At 71.1% G+C, this 15,660-nt stretch carries 16 protein-coding genes; 5 read left to right on the top strand and 11 right to left on the bottom strand.

Features of this window, described 5'->3' with window-relative positions; all coding sequences use genetic code 11:
• Positions 1-108: 108 nt before the first annotated feature.
• Positions 109-864, bottom strand: a complete 756-nt coding sequence (fabG, locus tag KRR39_RS14120; RefSeq protein ID WP_216937796.1) for a 3-oxoacyl-ACP reductase FabG — start codon at positions 862-864, stop codon at positions 109-111.
• 134 nt (positions 865-998) lie between these two features.
• Between fabG and KRR39_RS14125 the strand changes: the two genes are divergently transcribed.
• Entirely contained in the window at positions 999-2,054 is a 1,056-nt protein-coding gene (locus KRR39_RS14125) for a phosphatase PAP2 family protein (protein ID WP_216937797.1), read from the top strand.
• On the opposite strand, the gene KRR39_RS14130 is transcribed toward KRR39_RS14125, so the two are convergent.
• The 4 genes from KRR39_RS14130 to KRR39_RS14145 form a co-directional block, all read right to left on the bottom strand.
• On the bottom strand, positions 2,027-2,641 hold the full coding sequence (locus KRR39_RS14130) for a class I SAM-dependent methyltransferase (protein ID WP_216937798.1): 615 nt from the start codon (positions 2,639-2,641) through the stop codon (positions 2,027-2,029). The two genes, KRR39_RS14125 and KRR39_RS14130, sit on opposite strands and share 28 nt — an antisense overlap.
• Positions 2,642-2,644: 3 nt before the next feature.
• Complete coding sequence (locus KRR39_RS14135; RefSeq protein ID WP_216937799.1) at positions 2,645-3,067, bottom strand: HIT family protein; 423 nt, start codon at positions 3,065-3,067, stop codon at positions 2,645-2,647.
• Between the two features lie 10 nt (positions 3,068-3,077).
• Complete coding sequence (locus KRR39_RS14140) at positions 3,078-3,344, bottom strand: GlsB/YeaQ/YmgE family stress response membrane protein (protein ID WP_216937800.1); 267 nt, start codon at positions 3,342-3,344, stop codon at positions 3,078-3,080.
• Positions 3,345-3,420: 76 nt separating this feature from the next.
• Positions 3,421-4,107 carry a PQ-loop domain-containing transporter gene (locus KRR39_RS14145; RefSeq protein WP_216937801.1) on the bottom strand — a complete coding sequence of 229 codons (687 nt, stop codon included), beginning with the start codon at positions 4,105-4,107 and terminating at the stop codon, positions 3,421-3,423.
• Between the two features lie 165 nt (positions 4,108-4,272).
• Here KRR39_RS14145 and KRR39_RS14150 point away from each other — a divergent pair, with 165 nt between their 5' ends.
• Positions 4,273-5,091, top strand: coding sequence for a glycoside hydrolase family 25 domain-containing protein (locus KRR39_RS14150; protein ID WP_216937802.1), 819 nt, complete (start codon positions 4,273-4,275; stop codon positions 5,089-5,091).
• On the opposite strand, the gene KRR39_RS14155 is transcribed toward KRR39_RS14150, so the two are convergent.
• Genes KRR39_RS14155 through KRR39_RS24915 form a run of 3 tightly spaced genes read right to left on the bottom strand, consistent with a single transcriptional unit; the run spans position 5,078 to position 7,119 of the window.
• Positions 5,078-6,022 carry a D-2-hydroxyacid dehydrogenase family protein gene (locus tag KRR39_RS14155; protein WP_216937803.1) on the bottom strand — a complete coding sequence of 315 codons (945 nt, stop codon included), beginning with the start codon at positions 6,020-6,022 and terminating at the stop codon, positions 5,078-5,080. The two genes, KRR39_RS14150 and KRR39_RS14155, sit on opposite strands and share 14 nt — an antisense overlap.
• On the bottom strand, positions 6,019-6,573 hold the full coding sequence (locus KRR39_RS24910; RefSeq protein WP_254185142.1) for a DNA glycosylase AlkZ-like family protein: 555 nt from the start codon (positions 6,571-6,573) through the stop codon (positions 6,019-6,021). Before KRR39_RS24910 ends, KRR39_RS14155 begins: the two co-directional genes overlap by 4 nt.
• A gap of 54 nt (positions 6,574-6,627) precedes the next feature.
• Complete coding sequence (locus KRR39_RS24915) at positions 6,628-7,119, bottom strand: winged helix DNA-binding domain-containing protein (protein ID WP_254185143.1); 492 nt, start codon at positions 7,117-7,119, stop codon at positions 6,628-6,630.
• A 104-nt stretch (positions 7,120-7,223) separates the two neighbouring features.
• On the opposite strand from KRR39_RS24915, the gene KRR39_RS14165 reads away from it, so the two are divergent.
• Positions 7,224-7,583, top strand: a complete 360-nt coding sequence (locus tag KRR39_RS14165) for a carboxymuconolactone decarboxylase family protein (RefSeq protein WP_216937804.1) — start codon at positions 7,224-7,226, stop codon at positions 7,581-7,583.
• A gap of 3 nt (positions 7,584-7,586) precedes the next feature.
• On the opposite strand, the gene KRR39_RS14170 is transcribed toward KRR39_RS14165, so the two are convergent.
• From KRR39_RS14170 to KRR39_RS14180, 3 genes are all read right to left on the bottom strand, one after another.
• Positions 7,587-7,850: a hypothetical protein gene (locus tag KRR39_RS14170; protein WP_216937805.1), complete on the bottom strand. Its 264-nt coding sequence runs from the start codon at positions 7,848-7,850 to the stop codon at positions 7,587-7,589.
• Positions 7,851-7,967: 117 nt separating this feature from the next.
• Complete coding sequence (locus KRR39_RS14175; RefSeq protein WP_216937806.1) at positions 7,968-8,387, bottom strand: Hsp20/alpha crystallin family protein; 420 nt, start codon at positions 8,385-8,387, stop codon at positions 7,968-7,970.
• A gap of 92 nt (positions 8,388-8,479) precedes the next feature.
• On the bottom strand, positions 8,480-9,025 hold the full coding sequence (locus KRR39_RS14180) for a flavodoxin domain-containing protein (RefSeq protein WP_216937808.1): 546 nt from the start codon (positions 9,023-9,025) through the stop codon (positions 8,480-8,482).
• A gap of 440 nt (positions 9,026-9,465) precedes the next feature.
• On the opposite strand from KRR39_RS14180, the gene KRR39_RS14185 reads away from it, so the two are divergent.
• Positions 9,466-10,839, top strand: coding sequence for a glycoside hydrolase family 16 protein (locus KRR39_RS14185; RefSeq protein ID WP_216937810.1), 1,374 nt, complete (start codon positions 9,466-9,468; stop codon positions 10,837-10,839).
• A 354-nt stretch (positions 10,840-11,193) separates the two neighbouring features.
• Entirely contained in the window at positions 11,194-15,657 is a 4,464-nt protein-coding gene (locus KRR39_RS14190) for an Ig-like domain-containing protein (RefSeq protein ID WP_216937813.1), read from the top strand.
• The last annotated feature ends 3 nt before the right edge of the window (positions 15,658-15,660 follow it).

Consider the following 15,660-nt stretch of genomic DNA (forward strand, 5'->3'; position numbering starts at 1 on the left):
TGAGTGAATGCATCGATGCGGGGGGAATTGCCAACCATGCGAACCAGTGTGGCGCAGGGAGAGGCCGTCCCGGTCGACCACCCCTCCCCGCGCGCGTGTCGCGACCGGTCAGATCTTGGCGCCGCCGTCGACGTACAGCGTCTGGCCGGTGATGAACGACGCCTCGTCGCTGCACAGGAACGCGGCGGTGGCCGCGATGTCGGCCGGCTGCCCGACCCGGCGCACGGGGGTGGCCGCGGCGGCCGCCTCGCGGTAGGCCTCCGGCTCCATGCCGACCCGGCGCGCGGTGGCGTCGGTCATGTCGGTGACGATGAAGCCGGGGGCGATCGCGTTGACGTTCACGCCGAACGGGCCGAGCTCGATGGCCAGCGTACGGGTGAAGCCCTGCAGGCCCATCTTGGCGGCCGAGTAGTTCGCCTGGCCGCGGTTGCCGAGGGCGGAGACCGAGGAGAGGTTCAGGATCTTCCCGTACTTCGCCTTCACCATGTGCTTCTGCACCTCGCGGCTCATCAGGAAGCTGCCCTTGAGGTGCACGCCCATGACGGCGTCCCAGTCCTCCTCGGTCATCTTGAAGAGCAGGTTGTCGCGGGTGACGCCGGCGTTGTTGACCAGCACGTCGACCTGGCCGAGCTGCTCGACGACCGAGGCGACGGCCGCCTCGACCGACGCGGCGTCGGAGACGTTGCAGGCCACGCCGATCGCCTGCGCGGCGCCCAGGCCGGCGGCGGTCGCGGCGGCGGACTCCTGGTCCAGGTCGAGGACGGCGACGGCCGCCCCCTCGTCGGCGAACCGCCGGGCGGTGGCGGCCCCGATCCCGCGGGCGGCTCCGGTGACGACTGCGACACGGCCTTCGTAGCGGCTCATCGGGCTTGTCTCCTCCTGGGTTCGATGCGGCACACGGACGGTTTGTGCCGGTGCCGCGCCCACTCTAAAGTGCGGTGCAGGGGGTCGAACGGGCGGATGCCGGGATGGCGGCTCCCGGAAAGTAGGATCCTCGAGTGAGAACAGGTGGCTTCCGTTTCGCCGTCGTCCTGTCCCTGGCCCTGGCGGCCGCGGCGGTCGCGGTGGCCCTGACGTACCACCTCCCGCTGCGGGACCCCGACGGCGTGGCCGTGCCCACCTACGTCCGGCTCCCGATCATCCTGCTGCTGGCCTTCCTCACCGACGTGGTGCCGCGCGCCCTGTGGCGCGGCCGCTCGCTGGCGCGGCTGCCCCGCACCCTGGTCGCCGTGGTGCGCGAGCGCTGGCCCTGGGAGCACGTGCGGTTCGCGCTGGTCGGCCTCGGGGCGTGGTACCTCACCTACGCCGCGTTCCGGAACCTCAAGAGCTTCGTGCCGTTCGTGAACCGCAACCTGTGGGACAGCACGCTGGCCCACCTGGACCGGATCCTGTTCCTCGGCCACGACCCCGCGACGCTGCTGCACAGCCTGTTCGGGGTCGGCGCCGCCGCCGAGGTGTTCTCCTTCGTGTACGTCGCGTGGATCGTGTTCGTGCCGTTCTCGCTGGTCGTCGCGCTCGTCTGGTCGCGCGACCGGACCGGCGGGTCGTGGTACGTCACGGCGGTGGCGGTCGACTGGGTGCTCGGCGTGGCGACGTACTTCCTGGTGCCGACGCTCGGCCCGGTCTACGCCCAGTCCCAGGACTTCGTCGCGCTGCCGCACACCTACGTCAGCACGCTCCAGGACGCGATGATCCAGGACCGCTACACCGTGCTCTACGACCCGTTCGCGACCCACGCCGTGCAGACGATCGCGGCGTTCGCCTCCCTGCACGTCGGGATCATGGTCACCGTCTGCCTGATGGCCGAGCTGCTGCACATGAAGCGCTGGGTCCGGGTGGCGATGTGGGTGTTCCTCGCGGTGACGGTCCTCGCCACGGTCTACCTCGGCTGGCACTACTTCGTGGACACCGTCGGGGGCGCGGTGCTCGGCGCGGCCGGCGTCTGGATCGCCGCGCTCGGCACCGGCAACCACGAGCGCGGACGTCCGCGGCTCAAGGTCCGCGAGCCCGAGCCGGCCCACGAGCGTCAGCCGGTCTCCGCCCAGCCCAGGTAGGCGTACCCCCACGCCCGGGGGCGGGTGGCGTAGAACGTGCTCAGCTCCCCGACCCGGAAGCCGGCGCCGGCCACCAGCGCGGCGATCGGCCGGTCGAGGTGGCAGCCGGCGAAGACCCGGCCCTGCCACGGGTCCAGACGGTGCTGCCAGCGGGCGACGTCCGGCTCCGGGGACAGGCCGTGCTCGAGGAAGGCCAGCCGGCCCCCGGGACGCAGCACCCGGCGGATCTCGGCGAGCGCCGCCTGCACGTCGGGGATGGTGCAGAGCGTGAACGTGCTCAGCGCGCTGTCGTGGGACCCGTCGGCCAGGGTCAGCCGCTGGCCGTCCAGCCCCGCCCGTCGTACGTCGACCGGGCTCGCGTCCAGCCGGGCGGACGCCGCCCGCCACGCCACGTCGGAGGGCTCGACGGCGGACGCCGACGTCACCGCGGCCGGGTAGTGGGCGAGGTTGAGCCCGGAGCCGAAGCCCACCTCGAGCACCCGGCCGTGCAGCCCGGCGCAGACCCGGGCCCGGAGCTCGTCCACCTCGGCGTTCTGCAGCATCCGGTCGACGAGCCGGGGCACGACGTGCTCGCCCCACCAGCGCACGGGTCAGTCCTCCCCGTCGAGCGCGGCCCGCAGCCGGGCGGCGTACCCGGCCTGCTCGTCGGCGTCGGCGTACTTCGTGCGGGGCCAGAAGAAGCCGCGCAGCCCGTCGCCCTTGGTGCGCGGCACCACGTGCAGGTGCAGGTGCGCGACGCTCTGGCTGACGGTGTTGTTCATCGCCACGAACGAGCCCTGTGCGCCGAGGCCGGTCAGCATCGCGGCGGCGAGACGCTGGCCCCCCTCGAGGAACGGGTCGCGCAGCGCGGCGGGCAGGTCGGGCAGCGTGACGACGTGCGCGCGCGGCACCAGCAGCGTGTGGCCCTTGAACACGGGTCGGAGATCGAGAAAGCCGACCACGTGCTCGGTCTCGAGCACGAGGTCGGCCTCGATGTCCCCTGCGACGATGCCGCAGAACAGGCAGTCCGCCATGGCGGACAGGTCAGGCGTGCGAGCGGTTCTTGCCGGACATGCCCTCGGCGACGCCGATCAGCAGGACGGCGGCCACGATCGCGATGATCGCGCCGAGGACGTTGAGCTCGGTGATGCTGCCGGTGCCGAGCGCGCTGGCGATGATGCCGCCGATCAGGGAGCCGACGACGCCGAGGACGAGGGTCATGAGGAGGCTGAGGTTCTGCTTGCCGGGCTTGATGAGCCGCGCGACCGCGCCGACGACGAGCCCGAACACGAGGAAGCCGATGAGGGCCATGGTTACCGCCTTGGGTGGAGAGGATGGGCCACCTCGAGACTACCCAGAGCCAAGGGTGGCAATCCCCCCGAAACGGTCAGGCGACCAGCTCGAAGTCCGCCGCACGCAGCGGGAACCGCCCCGAGACCGGCTCGGCGATCCGCGCCACCCGGCCCCCGAGCCGTCCGGCGGCGAGGCTGTGCAGCGTGCGGCGCGGCGGCAGCCGGAACGCCATGATCGTGGACTGCATCAGCAGGCAGGTCAGGCTGCACGCGGCGAGCGCGTGGTCGCCGACGAGGACGCCGTACGAGAGCCACAGGAGCAGGCCCGTCCAGGCCAGCACGGTGGACCACGGGTCGAGGCCGCCGAGCGGCGCGCGGGACAGCGCGAGCCGGGTCTGCGGCCACATCCGCAGCGAGCTGACCAGGGTGCCGACCAGGGCGAGCGCGAGGGAGCTGAACACGTCCACCACGACGACCGCGAGCAGGCCGGCCGCGACGACCGCGCCGGCCGCGGCCCAGCACCGGTGGAACCCGCCGCCGGCGCGCAGCACCGCGACGGCGAGCGCGACGAGCAGGACGAGGGCCAGGAAGTTGTTGACCAGCTGCACGGCGTCGGCCACCGCGACGGCGTACACGCACCACATCGCGAAGGTGGCCAGGCTGAGCAGCAGCGAGGTCCAGGACAGGCCCTCGACGGAGCGGCTGCGGAAGGCGCGGAGCACCTGGGGGACGGTGGAGGACACGGCGAAGAGCGACGCGACGGCGCCGAGCAGGAGAGGCACGGGAGGACACATTCGGGCGAGGTGCGGACGGGGACGGTGCGACGTCGGTCCGCCGTCCTGCAGTGACACGTGACCTGGTGCGAGAGAATCCTAGACAGTCCGGGCATACCTGCTCAGACGACTCCGCGAACCGCCGCTGAGACGCTCGTCACCCCGGGAGGACCGTTGACCCACAGCCCCTTCGGGCGGGTGCTCGCCACCGGTCTGTCCGTCCTGCTGGCGTGCACCGCGTCGGTCGTGGCGCGCTCGCTGCCGGACGCCGCGGCGCCCCGCGGCACCTCCGCCCGGTCCCTCGTCGTGGGTCGCGACGTGAGCTGGCCGAACTGCCCGAGGGGCCTGGGCATCCCGTCGCGGCCGAGCCAGGGCAAGCCGATGCCGCCGCCGTCGGCCCGCTTCGTGGTCATCGGTCTGACCAACGGGCCGGCGTTCCACCCGAACCCCTGCCTGGCCGCGCAGGTCGACTACGCCCGGTCCCGGCACCTGTGGGCCGCGGCGTACGCCGTGCTGACCTTCCCGACCCCCGGCCAGCTCCGCAGGTACGGCGGTCCGCGCGCCGCCGGTCGCGCGCAGGCCCGGCAGAACGTGGCCGCGATGCGGGCGGTCGGCCTGCCGTCACCGATCGTCTGGGTGGACGTCGAGCCGGTCAGCCCGCCGGCGCCCTGGTCGCCGCGGCCGCGGGCCAACCGGGCGGTGCTCCGCGGCGCGCTCGCGACCTACCGGCGCGCCGGCCTGCGGGTCGGGTTCTACTCCACCCCGTCGATGTGGCGCGGCATCCTCGGGCCGGTCCGCCCCGGGCTCCCCGAGTGGCGCACCGCCGGGCTCGCCACCCGGACCGCGGCGCTGGCCCGCTGCGCCGGCCGCGACTCGTTCCAGGGCGGCCGGGCGGTGCTCACCCAGTGGTACTCCCTGCGCGAGGACTTCGACGTGCTCTGCCCCGGCCGGCCTGCCGAGCAGGTGCTCGCGGCGTACTTCACCCGGCTGTGACGACCCGCAGCGGCGCCCCGTCGCGCCAGGCGGCGATGTCCTCGACGGCGTCGCCGTAGAACAGCCGGTAGCCGCCGTCGGTGACGTATCCCGTGTGCGGCGTGAGCACCGTGTGCGGCGCGGACCGGAGCGGGTGGTCGTGCGGCAGCGGCTCGACGTCGTACACGTCGAGGCCGGCGCCCGCGATCTCGCCGGCGTGCAGCGCGGCGAGCAGCGCCGCCTCGTCGACGAGCGGCCCCCGCGAGGTGTTCACCAGGAAGGCGGTACGTCGCATCGCCGCCAGCTCGCGCTCCCCGACCAGTCCCCGGGTCCGGTCGCTGAGCCGCAGGTGCAGCGACACCACGTCGGAGCGGGCCAGCAGCTCGTCCTTGGCCACCGGCGTCACGCCGTGCGCGCGGGCGACCTCCGGGTCGAGGTTCTGGCTCCAGGCCAGCACCTCCATCTCGAAGGCGTTCGCGACCCGGGCCACCCGCTGGCCGAGCCGGCCCAGCCCGAGCAGGCCGAGCGTGGTGCCCGCGAGGTCGGTGCCGACGGTGTGCTGCCACTCCCCCGCCCGCAGCCCGGCGTCGGACTCCGGGACCTGGCGGAGCAGCGCGAGGATCAGCGCCCAGGTCAGCTCGGCGGCCGGACCGGGAAGGCTCCGGGTGCCGCAGACGGTGACCCCTAGCCGGGTCGCGGCGGCCACGTCGATGGACGCGTTGGACGCACCGGTCGTGACCAGCAGCCGCAGGTCCGGGAGCCGCTCCAGCAGCGCGGCGCCGAACGGCGTCCTCTCCCGCATCGCGACCACCACGTCGGCGCCGGCGAGCACCTCGACGAGGGGGTCGCCGAGCAGGTGCTCGTGGACGTAGGCCACCTCGCAGCCGAGCTCGTCCCACGCCGCGAACCGGGACGCGCAGCGCTGGTAGTCGTCGAGCACCACGACCCTCATGCGACGACCTCCAGGTCGAGCCAGCGGGCGAGGTCGGCGATCTCGCGGTCGACGGCGGCCGTCATGGCCGCGGTGAACGTGACGTCCTGGTGGACCGCGGCCACCCGCAGCACCCCGTCGGCACGGTCCGCCTTGGCGTCGAGCTTCCCGACCAGTCGGTCGCCGTACAGGATCGGGAGCGCGTAGTAGCCCCAGCGGCGCTGCTCGACGGGCTTGTACATCTCCAGCACGTAGTCGAACTCGAACACCTGGTTCATCCTCCTGCGGTCGGCGAGCAGCCGGTCGAACGGGGAGAGCAGCGCCGCCCGGCCGTGGAACGGCTGCCCGAGCCGGGCCGGGTCGACCCGCCACTCGCCGCGCACGCCCTCGACGACGGCCGGCTCGCCGGCCTCGGCCACGTGCACCGGCTCGAACGGCGCGGTCGGTCCGGTGGGACGGGCGATCCCGAGCGACTCGAGGCGGCGCCGGGCCCGCAGCCGCCGCGCCTCGTCCGCCGGGGGGCACCGGGTCGTCGGGGTAGACCCTCGACGCGAGGTCCCACAGCCGGTCACGGCCGGTGCCGCCGGCGGCCGCGACCTCCCCGCGTTGCACCAGCTTGTCGAGCATCATCGTGACGTTGCGGTGGTCGTTCCAGCCGCTGGAGGACCAGGGCAGCACCAGGTGTCCGGGAGCTCGCGGATGGGCAGGGGGCCGTCGGCCCGCAGCCGCTCGAGGATGTCGCGCCGGCAGTCGTTGTTGGCCGCCACCCAGTCCCGGACCTCCTCCTGCCACGGCAGCAGCTCGCCGACGCCGGGCCAGTCGGCCATCCGGGCCCGGTGCAGCGCGATGTCCTCGGCGACCCGCAGCGACCCGCGCAGCTCGATCAGCCGCTGCTCGTCGAGGGCGTCCCACAGCTCCCGGGCCGAGAACCCGGACCCGATCCGGCTCCAGAGCACCAGCTCGGCGCTCGGCGCGACGGCGCTGGTCGGCTCGAGCTGCAGCAGCGCGAGGCGCCGTACGGTGTCGACGACGTCGGTGGGCCGGGGGCGCGCGAGCAGCTGTGCCTGGACGGCGATCCGCCGGGCGTCGGTGCGGCTCAGCTGGTGGGCACGGGCCATGGCGCGAGCCTAGAGGGCTGCCTCATCCACCGCGGGTGAGGCGAGCGAACCCACGGACGCGCAGCGTTGCGAGCACCCACCCGTCCCCCGAACAAGGAGACCTCATGAGCTCACAAACCGCCCCCGAGTCGACCCTCGGCGGCATCGCCCAGGGCGACGCACCCGTCCTCGAGAGCCTCATCTCGATGAACCTGGACTCGCTGGAGAACTCCAACCTGGACCCCAGGACCTACTTCCTGGTGCGCCTGGCCGCCCTGGTCGCGATGGACGCGGCGCCGGTGTCGTACGTCATGAACCTGGGCCTGGCCGCGGAGGTGGGCGTCAGCGCCGAGGAGGTGCAGGGCACGCTGATCGCGATCGCCCCGATGGTCGGCAGTGCCCGGGTGGCCTCGGCGGCCGGCGCGATCCTGCGCGGCGCGTTCGGGGTCGCGGAGGCGGGGCTCCCCCAGCAGCGCAACGCCTGAGCGTCAGGCGATCCGCCGGACCTCGCGCTGCCGCGGGATGAACGCCCGCGGCGCGGGCAGCGGGGTCCGGCGGGTCCGCAGCACCTGGGCGGCCACCTCGCGGGCGACGCGGGGCAGGTCCGCGTCCGCGCACCCGGCCGATCGCTGCCCGTGCACGGCACGCGCGTAGCAGCGCAGCACCGATCCGGCGGGGTGGCTGTCGAGCTCGGCGACCAGGCTCATCGCCTCGCTCATCAGCTCTCTGCGGAGCAGGACTACCTCGTTCATGGGACCTCCACGTGCCGACGACGTCGGGTGACGCCCAGCACACCCCGGCGCGCGCGGCGCGCCCTAGGGTCCAAAGTCCCGGAAACTTTACCGAAACGGACTAGCCGGGGTGGTTCGTCAGCTGCCGGAGCGCTGCACGGGCACCTTGGTGACCTCGGCGCGCGCGTCCCCGACCGGCACCCGCACCTCGAGCACGCCGTTCTCGTACGTCGCGGCGATCGACGAGCGGTCGCTGCCCGGCGGGAGCCGCAGCGACCGGCTGAAGGAGCCGTAGCGGAACTCGCTGTGGTTCTTGTCGCGCTCCTCCTCCTGACGCCTGCCGGAGATGGTCAGGACGTCGCCGGACACCCCCACCTCGACGTCCTTGTCCGGGTCGATCCCCGGCATCTCGGCCCGCAGCACGTAGGTGCCGTCCTCCTCGTAGTCCTCGACCCGGATGGTGTGGGACAGCCCCTGGAAGCCCAGGGCAGGACCCGACTCGATCCAGTCGAGCATGTCGCCCCACGTGTTGCTGGTCCGTCGTGCGAGTGTCGCCATCGTGCTCTCCTCCTGTGCCGAGTGCTGCTGCAGCTCCGATACGACGATGCTTCTCACCGGTGCACGGCCTCGACAGGGGCGAAGGTCCCGCGCTAGCTCGCCGGCCCCGCGGCCAGCCCGGCGAGGAAGTCCTCGGTGAACCGGGTGACCGCGTCCCACTCGGTGTAGACGTAGTCACGGGAGACGTCGGTGCCCAGGCCACCCGGCTTGCCACCGGCGATCCGCTTCATCAGCCGGCGCTTGAGGAAGCCGTACTGGGTGTAGAGCAGCGCCCCGCTGAACATCGCCACCGTGGCCGGGCGCCAGCCGGTCTCCTGCTCGAACGCCTCGACGTAGCGCTCCGCCTCCTGCTCGTCGCCGTGGGCGGCCAGGCTGACCGAGAAGAACGCCGAGGGGACCCGCTCGAGGGTCTGGCGGTGCTGCCGCACGTAGTCGCGCACGTGCTTGTCGTGGTGGCCCAGGTGGATGGAGGAGCCGACGACCACGCCGTCGTACCCGTCCGGGCCGCCGAGCCTCGGGCCCTTGACGTCGACCACGTCCGCCTCGTGGCCGTGGGCCCGCACGACGTCGGCGACGTGCGCCGCGATCCGGGCGGTCTGGCCCTCGCTCGTCGCGTAGGGAATGCAGATCCTGGACATGGTGGCTCTCCTCCGGATCCGCAGGCTGTCACCCGGGGACGGGCCGCAGCCAGGGACGAAGGTCACGGGACGCGACCCGTCGAGCTCACGCCAGCCTGGGCGAACCCGCCTGCGTGGTTGCCACACAAGGGCCGGCGGGCGCGCTGGACGATCTCCATCGATCTACGAGGGGCCGGATCCGGGGCCTGTTCCAGCATCCGATTCACCCAGGAATGAATGCTATTTAGAACAATTCGATTACTTCCCATATATATCCATTTGGGCGATTCCGCTTTATGGCACATCATTCAACGGGAAATTCGTCGGCGTTTGCTTGCATAACGGTTGAGCAGCTATACAAGAGCGGACGAGGGGATGTGCCTGCTCCACGAGCGGCCCCACGGATCACGAATTTTCCGACACGTGGTCACCCCGCGACCCACCGACCCAAGGACGAACCAGTGGCTGGACGACATGTTGCGCGCAGCACCTTCACCTCTCACATCCGGCGCGCACGTGCACCGCGTTGGCTGATCCCCGTCACCCTTCTTGCGACGGTCGTTGTCAGCGCCTCGACCGGATTGACGACGCCAGACACCGCGGAGGCGAGCGTGCCGCCGAACTTGGTTCTGGATCCGGAGTTCGCCCAGGGGACCAACGCCTGGACGTCCCCGTCCGGGGGTCTTTCTCTGGTCCCGGGCCATAACGGCCACCGCGCCATCCGCGTGACCAACACCTCCGGTGCGGCCATGACACTGGCGCTGAACGATCGAGCCAACACGGTCGCCAGCACCCGAGCGGGCGCGACGTACACCGCGTCCGCGTGGATCAGGACAACCGCCCCGGGGGTCTCGGTGGCCGCCAGAGAGGGCGAGTGGGTGGGGGCGAGGAGCAACGGGTCCAAGCAAGCCGCCGCGTGGCTTTCCGACTCCGGGTGGCACCTCGTCACCGTCAGCTACCGTGCCGTCGGCGACGGTGCCTCCATCGACTTCAACGTCTTGGGCTGGCAGGTACCCAAGGGGCAGGCTATGGACGTCAGCGAGCCCACGTTGACGACGGACGCTTCGGCGCCCGTGACGTCCCCGCCGCCCCCCGTGCCGACGACGACCGGAGCCCCGAGCGGTTACAGGCTCGCGTTCTCCGACGAGTTCAACGGGAGCGTCGTGGACACCAGCAAGTGGCGGGTCCACAACAACTCGTGGGCCAGCAACGAGGAGGCGATGGACACCTCACGCCCGAACAACCTCTTCCAGGCCAACGGCGCCCTGACGCTCCGCGCGCAGCGCGAGGAGTACACCGCCTACGGGACCTCCCGGCACTACACCTCGGCCTCCATGGACACCATCGGCAAGCACTCGTGGAAGTACGGGCGCTTCGAGATGCGCGCCAAGCTGCCGACCACGGTCGGTTCCTGGCCGGCCTTCTGGCTCAGGGACGACCACGGCGAAGGTGAGATCGACGTGATGGAGGCCGTCGGCGGAATGCCGTCCTTCGTCGCCCAGACCCTGCACCAGTCGACCAACGGCGGCAAAGCGCGCCTGACCCACGGCGTGTACTCCTTCAAGGACGGCACGCTGACGTCCGACTGGCACACCTACGGCGTCACGGTGACCCCGACGCTGATCACGTGGGACATCGACGGCGACACGGTCTTCACGGTGAGCTCGGCGACCGCCCCGTGGATGACGTCCACGTTCGACGACACCCTGAACATCCGCATCAACCTGCAGGTGGGAGGCAGCATGCCGGCGTACTTCAAGCTGCCGGTGACCTCAGCATCGAAGTTCCCGGCCGACTACTCGATCGACTACGTCCGGGTGTACCAAAAGGGCTGAACCGGCCGTTCTTCGTAGCCTAGGCCGAGCGGTTCGAAACCCTCAATCGTGACTAGGGTCTCCTTCTGTTCGCACTATTGACAGGTGGGGCAATTCGCAGGCAACCTTGATCGGGTTGGCGTGACATAGTCCGCAATGTCGTAGCGAGGGCCGGGGGGTCCGCAAGGCCGCTGCGCAGCCGGGTGGCACCAACACAGGGGTTCTGACGTTCCCTGGGGGCACGTGACTGTCATTCGGCAGTCCTGCGTCTCCCGTGCGTTCCAGGGCTGACAACGCTTCACCCTGCACCATCACGCTTCGCCGCCCGGGCAGCAGGTCGGGCGTTCTGGTCGGACTTCCGCACATGGGGGAAAAATGCATCTATCGCGCCTTGTCTCGGGGACCTCTGCGCTGGCCGTCGCGGTCGCCGGAGCCACCTTCGTCATCACCAGCCCAGCCGCGCAGGCGCTGCAGTCGGCGGTGCCGTCGAATACCGCGCCGGCCTATCAGACCAACGGCAACGTGTCGACGATCGCCTATTCCAAGGCCTCCGACATCGTCTACATCGGCGGTGACTTCACGAGTGTGCGGCCACCTGGCGCGGCGCCGGGGACCGGCGAGGTGGCGAGGACCCGCCTCGCGGCGTTCAACGCTTCGACCGGCGCCCTGATCACCAGCTTCAACCACAACGTGCCGGCCTCAGTGAAGTCGCTCGCGACCAACCCTGACGGGAGCGTCCTGTACGTCGGTGGCGACTTCACCACCATCGACGGGACCACCCGCAACCGCGTCGCTGCCTTCAACACCGGCACGGGCGCGCTCACGTCCTGGAACCCGAGTGCCAGCAACCGCGTCTCGGCGATCGCCGCCACCGCGTCGACCGTCTACCTCGGTGGCACCTTCGCCCGCGTGGGCGGGGCGGCCGAGCAGCGGGTGGCCGCCGTCACCGCGACGACCGGAGCGGCGCGCACCGACTTCAACGTCAGCGCAGACAACCTTCCCTACCAGATGGCCGTGTCGCCCGACGGATCCCGGTTGTACCTGGCGGGCTCGTTCCTCAGCCTCAACGGAAACACCGACTACCACGCCGTCGGCGCTGTGAACGCGACGACGGGTGCGCTCCTCCCCTTCAGCGCGGGTTCGATCATCCCGCCCAAGTCGCCCGCGTGCATCGTCGAGGCGAGGTCGGTCAAGACCGACGCCGACGGCACCTACTTCGGGGTCGAGGGAACCGGCGGCGGCTGCTTCGACGGCACGTTCGCGGTCAACGACGACGGCAGCCTCAAGTGGCAGAGCCAGTGCCTGGGTGCTACCCAGGCCGTGCAGCCCGTCAAGGGCGACCTCTACACCGGTTCACACTCGCACGACTGTGTCCAGGACCAGCCGGGCGGCGCCAGCGGGCTCAACGACCCGGACGCCTTTCCCGAGGTGGGGTGGTCCAGGGGGATCTCCCGGCACCTGCTCTCGCGCAGCACGACCACGGGCAAGCTGGGCAACTGGTACCCGAACACGAACGGTGGCCCGAACGGTCAGGGACTCGGCCCGCGCTCCATGGCGTCCGACGGAACGCAGCTGTTCGTCGGCGGTGAGTTCACGACCGTGAACGGCCAGGCGCAGCAGGGCTTCGCGCGCTTCTCGCCGTCGACCGGCGACACCGCGGCACCGGCAGCACCGACCGCGCCGACCGCGGTCGCCCGTGGCGGGGGCAGGGTCTCGGTCTTCGTGCAGGCGCCGCTCGACACCGACGACACCGACCTGACCATCTCGCTCTATCGCGATGGTGGCACCACACCGATCGCGACCAAGAACGTGCACGCACTGTTCTGGAGAGACCCGGTCGTCGGTTTCACCGACAACGACCTGGCCGTCGGCAGCAGGCACACCTACCGGGTCGACGCCCGCGAGGTCAACGGTCCCAACGTGGGCCCGAAGTCCGCGGCGAGCAACACGGTCACGGTCGTCTCCTCCGCGCCGTCCTACGCAGCCTCGGTGGCGGCAAGCAACCCGACGTCCTACTGGCGCCTGGGCGACACGCACGCGCCGGCCACCGCGGACTTCTCGGACCAGCTCGAGGGCGGTGTGACGTTCGGCGGCGTGACGTTCAACCAGCCGGGAGTCACCACTGACGGCGACAACGCCATCGTCACCGACGGGTCCAGCGGCATCGTGTCCTCCACGGACGCCATGCCGTCGCCGTCGACCTTCTCGGTCGAGGCCTGGTTCAAGACCACCTCGACGTCCGGTGGCAAGATCATCGGCTTCGGTGACCGTCAGCAGGGTTACGACTTCGGCGGCAACCCGGCGCTCAGCGGCAGCTACGACAAGCAGGTCTACATGACCAACGACGGACGGCTGGTCTTCGGCGTCTACAACGGCGGCGCGGACACCCTGACCACCGGCGGCACCAAGGCCTACAACGACGGCGCCTGGCACCACGTGGTGGGCACACAGGGACCGGGCGGCATGGCGTTGTACGTCGACGGCGCCCGCTCCGGCCGCAACGGGGTCACGACCAACCAGTCCTACCCGGGGTACTGGCGGGTCGGTGGCGACAACCTGAACGGCTGGCCGAACCAGCCGTCGAGCAACTACTTCGCCGGTTCGATCGACGAGGTGGCCACCTACGACCACGCGATCCCGCTGACGGACGTGCAGGCGCACTACTCCGCCTCGGGCCGCACGCTGCCGCCGTCCAACCTGCCAACCGACACCTACGGTCGCACGGTCGCGGGTGACTCGCCCAGCGCCTACTGGCGCCTGGACGAGACGTCCGGCACCACGGCCGCGGACTCCTCGGACAACGGTGACACCGGGACCTACGTCGGCGGCGTGACGCAGGGACGGCCCGGCGCTCTCGGCGGCCAGGGCACGGCCGCGACGTTCGACGGCTCGACGGGCAACGTGACCGAGACCAGTTCGCGGAGCGGTCCGTCGGCCTTCACCGCGGAGCTGTGGTTCAACACGGACACGCAGTCCGGCGGCAAGCTGATCGGCTTCGGCGACGCGTCCACCGGTCTGAGCGGGAGCTACGACAAGCAGGTCTACATGCTCAACGACGGTCGTCTCGTGTTCGGCAACTACAACAACGGCTTCGACACCATCTACTCCTCGAGGAGCTACAACGACGCCGCCTGGCACTACCTCGTCGTCACTCAGGGGCCGAATGGCATGACGATGTACGTCGACAACGCCGCGATCGGCACGCACCCCGCGACGACCAACCAGCGCTACACCGGCTACTGGCGTGCGGGTGGGGACAACCTCGCCTTCTGGCCGGACCAGCCGTCGAGCGCATACCTCGCCGGCACGATGGACGAGGTGGCCCTCTACGACGCTCCTCTGTCGGCGGACCAGATCAATGCCCACTACATCGCAGCCGGCCGGAACGGCCGCGACGTCACCAACCCCGAGACGGCCATCACCTCACCCCACCAGGGTGACGTCGTCACCACCGGGCAGGTGACCGTGTCGGCCACAGCGACGGACAACGTGGGTGTCAGCCAGGTGGACCTGCAGGTCGACGGCACCACGGTAGGCACCGACACCACGGCCCCCTACACGTTCGATTGGACGGCCACGGATGGCGAGCACACCTTGCAGACCGTCGCGCACGACGCGGCCGGCAACACGGGCACCTCATCCGTCGTCCAGGTGACCGGGACGACCCCGGACACCACGGACCCCACCACCTCGATCACCTCCCCGGCCGACGGGGCGACGGTGTCCGGTCCCACGACCGTGACCGCGGACGCAGCCGACAACCGGGGGGTCACCACGGTGCGACTGCAGGTGGACGGCACCACGGTGGACACCTCCACCACTGCCCCGTACACCTTCACCTGGAACGCGAACGATCCCGGGGCGCACACCCTCCGGACCGTCGCTTCCGACGCGGCCGGGAACACCGGCACCTCGGCACCGGTGAACGTCACGGTGCCCGTGCCTGCCGACACCACGCCGCCGACGGCCCCCACCGGGCTGACAGCCACCGCGACCAGCCCGACGACGGTCGACCTCTCGTGGGGCGCGTCGACGGACAACCGTGGGGTCACCGGCTACCAGGTCGTCCGGGGCAGCACGGTGGTGGACACGGTCACCGGCCGGACCTACACCGACACCGGTCTGACAGCTGGCACCAGCTACTCCTACGTGGTCCGGGCGGTCGACGCAGCGGGCAACGTCAGCGGGGACAGCAACACGGCCACGGTGACGACGCCGGACCCGAACGCGGCACTGTTCAGCGACACGTGGTCCGCGGCTGACGGCAGCCCGTGGAAGGCGGGGTGGACGACCGGCCAGGCAAGCGGGACGGTCGACACGCAGGCCGGCCAGGGACGGCTCGCGTTCACCGACGTGGCCAACGCCTACGCGCGGGCGCAGATCACCGGCGCACCGGCGCAGGCGGACACGGAGCTCCTGACGTCGTACCAGTGGAGTGCGACGACCCCGGGCAGCTACCTGAACGTCTACCTCCGCGGGTCCGGTGGCTGGCAGAACGCCTACCGCCCCCGGAGCGGGTACGGGCTCGAGCTGACGTCGAACAGCGGGACGGTCGTCGTCCGGAAGAATGTGGCCTCGACCACCACGAACCTGGCCTCGGTGCCCGGTGGTCAGGCGGTCACGACCGCCAAGCAGTGGCTGCGGATCCGGGTCAGCGGCTCCACGGTCCAGTTCCGGATCTGGCGGGACGGCACCACGGAGCCGACGGCCTGGACGGGTACCTACACCGACACCTCGGTGACCGCTCCGGGACAGGTCTTCGTCTCGCTCGTCCGGGGCGGAACCAACTCCGGCGTCAAGTCGGTGTCCCTGGACGACCTGCGGCTTACCCAGCAGTGACGT

Source organism: Nocardioides panacis (genome assembly GCF_019039255.1).
Lineage (GTDB): Bacteria > Actinomycetota > Actinomycetes > Propionibacteriales > Nocardioidaceae > Nocardioides_B > Nocardioides_B panacis.

Excerpts from the sequence above, each read along its gene's own strand:
- fabG (WP_216937796.1), bottom strand. The coding sequence starts at position 864 with ATGAGCCGCTACGAAGGCCGTGTCGCAGTCGTCACCGGAGCCGCCCGC.
- KRR39_RS14135 (WP_216937799.1), bottom strand. The coding sequence starts at position 3,067 with ATGGCGGACTGCCTGTTCTGCGGCATCGTCGCAGGGGACATCGAGGCC.
- KRR39_RS14140 (WP_216937800.1), bottom strand. The coding sequence starts at position 3,344 with ATGGCCCTCATCGGCTTCCTCGTGTTCGGGCTCGTCGTCGGCGCGGTC.
- KRR39_RS14155 (WP_216937803.1), bottom strand. The coding sequence starts at position 6,022 with ATGAGGGTCGTGGTGCTCGACGACTACCAGCGCTGCGCGTCCCGGTTC.
- KRR39_RS24915 (WP_254185143.1), bottom strand. The coding sequence starts at position 7,119 with ATGGCCCGTGCCCACCAGCTGAGCCGCACCGACGCCCGGCGGATCGCC.
- KRR39_RS14165 (WP_216937804.1), top strand. The coding sequence starts at position 7,224 with ATGAGCTCACAAACCGCCCCCGAGTCGACCCTCGGCGGCATCGCCCAG.
- KRR39_RS14170 (WP_216937805.1), bottom strand. The coding sequence starts at position 7,850 with ATGAACGAGGTAGTCCTGCTCCGCAGAGAGCTGATGAGCGAGGCGATG.
- KRR39_RS14175 (WP_216937806.1), bottom strand. The coding sequence starts at position 8,387 with ATGGCGACACTCGCACGACGGACCAGCAACACGTGGGGCGACATGCTC.
- KRR39_RS14180 (WP_216937808.1), bottom strand. The coding sequence starts at position 9,025 with ATGTCCAGGATCTGCATTCCCTACGCGACGAGCGAGGGCCAGACCGCC.
- KRR39_RS14190 (WP_216937813.1), top strand. The coding sequence starts at position 11,194 with ATGCATCTATCGCGCCTTGTCTCGGGGACCTCTGCGCTGGCCGTCGCG.